The following is a 1769-nucleotide window of genomic DNA, read 5'->3' as shown; positions in this document are numbered from 1 at the left end:
GAGTTATAGAAGAAACGTGGTGCAGGGAGAGTCCATTACAGCCTTCGAGTGCAGGACCATAGTCCGCACAAGTGGTACCGGGAAACCCCTGCTGTGACGATTTACAGCATGAACCCCACCATGGACGAAAGAATTCAAAGGTTTCCATGAATAATGCTTGAACTCACGGAGCATCGATACAGGTGCATGCGGAGCCTTCTTTTCAATCGCAGCCAGCATCTCGTTAATTGTAGGGTTGCGAGCAGGCCGTTCCGCACTTTCGCTCGTTAGATCTGCAACGAGAAGCTCCGTCTCTTCATCTGTTGCGACGTAAAGCGCCCACATCGCCCGAACAAGCGATTCATACTGGACCCGAAGCAGCGCAGCGGCCGAGGTGTAGAGACCTCCAGCCACGAGATACTTCAAGCTTTGAGCATGCTCGAACCCAAGCGTCGCGAGTGACTTACTGGCGAGAAATCGTGAGGACGACGAGTCGTAGAGAGGCAGATCAAAGCACTCTATAAGCGCTTCTTCAAACGCCGCAGACCTCGAGAGAATCTGATCGAACTCCATGGATGCATCCGTGCGAATTAGCGTTGCTGGGATATTACATTTCTCAGTAAGCCTCAGGCACCCTCAAATCAGCCAACGGTCCCAACCTGATCGCATCATGCAAATGCTCTGGCGCAAGGTGTGCATACCTCATCGTCATGTTCAGCGACGCATGGCCCAGGATCTCTTTCAGCGTCACGATATGCCCACCGCCCATGATGAAGTGAGCTGCGAACGTGTGGCGCAGGATGTGGCTTGCCTGTCCGCGTGGGGGCTTGATCGTGGTCGAGAGCAGGACCAGCCGAAACACGCCAATGCAGTTGGTGAACGGCCCGTAGGTTTGCCAGTGCTTCTTGATCGCCGCCACCAGCTCGGGCGTTACTGGGACCATCCGCACCCGCTTCGACTTGGTATTGGCAAACACCAGGGCGTTGCCTCGAATCCGCTCCGGTCGAAGCGCTTGAGCCTCACCCCACCTCGCCCCGGTCGCCAAGCAGATCCGCGCCACCATCGCCGGATGCGGAGACGTGGTCCGTGCCTGGAGTGCATCGAGCAGCTCGGAGATCTGCGGCTTGGTCAGGTAGGCCAAGGGCCGCTCTTGCAGCCGAACCGGACGAATACGGGTGAACGGACAGGAATAGTCGATCACGTCGAGTTTGTGCAGCTCGTTGTAAACCGCTTTCAGGTAGCCAAGGCGATTGTTCGCCGTCTTGCCGGTGACGCCAGCTGACATCCAACGCGCGCGTGTGGCGGCGATCTTCGCGCCATCGACTATGCGTGCTATCGGGTCGCCCATCGCCTTTGCACACGCTCGCAGGATCGCCACACGACGAACGCCATCTGAGAGCGAGACGCCATGAAGATCGAACCACAGTTCGACCAGCTCTGACAGCCTGCGCTTGTCCTTGGGCCGCGGTGCCCAATCGTTGGATTCGCTGCACTTGGCTCGACAGGTCGCCTCGAAGCGCATTGCCTCGGCCTTGGTCTTCAGCGTCTTGCGGAACCGCTTGCCTTTGACCGGCTCAACATCGACCCGCCAGCGACCGCCAGAGAGCTGCTGGATCGCCATCAGACCGCTCTGCCCCATCGAACGTGGCGTTCTTGAAGCAACGTTTTGATGTGCTTGTACAGATCACGCTCGCTCATGTCCTTAGCGGCATAGTGGTCACGAATGACCGGCCAGCATTCCCAATCCTTCAGTCGATCAAATGCGGTTTTAGCGCCCACTCGCTCCCGTG

At 57.7% G+C, this 1769-nt stretch carries 2 protein-coding genes; both read right to left on the bottom strand.

Annotated elements, in window-relative coordinates; translation table 11 throughout:
- Positions 1-3 precede the first annotated feature (3 nt).
- Positions 4-552 (bottom strand): DUF6988 family protein, encoded by a 549-nt coding sequence (locus LO50_RS21815; protein ID WP_052816842.1) that lies wholly within the window; start codon positions 550-552, stop codon positions 4-6.
- Between the two features lie 43 nt (positions 553-595).
- A complete protein-coding gene (locus tag LO50_RS21810; protein WP_236690619.1) occupies positions 596-1600 on the bottom strand; it encodes a phage integrase in 1005 nt (334 codons plus the stop codon).
- Positions 1601-1769: the final 169 nt, after the last annotated feature.

The sequence above is a fragment of the Stutzerimonas stutzeri genome (assembly GCF_000935215.1).
GTDB lineage: Bacteria > Pseudomonadota > Gammaproteobacteria > Pseudomonadales > Pseudomonadaceae > Stutzerimonas.
The sequence above is the reverse complement of the archived record's forward strand: the minus strand, read 5'-3'. Positions and strand labels throughout refer to the sequence as shown.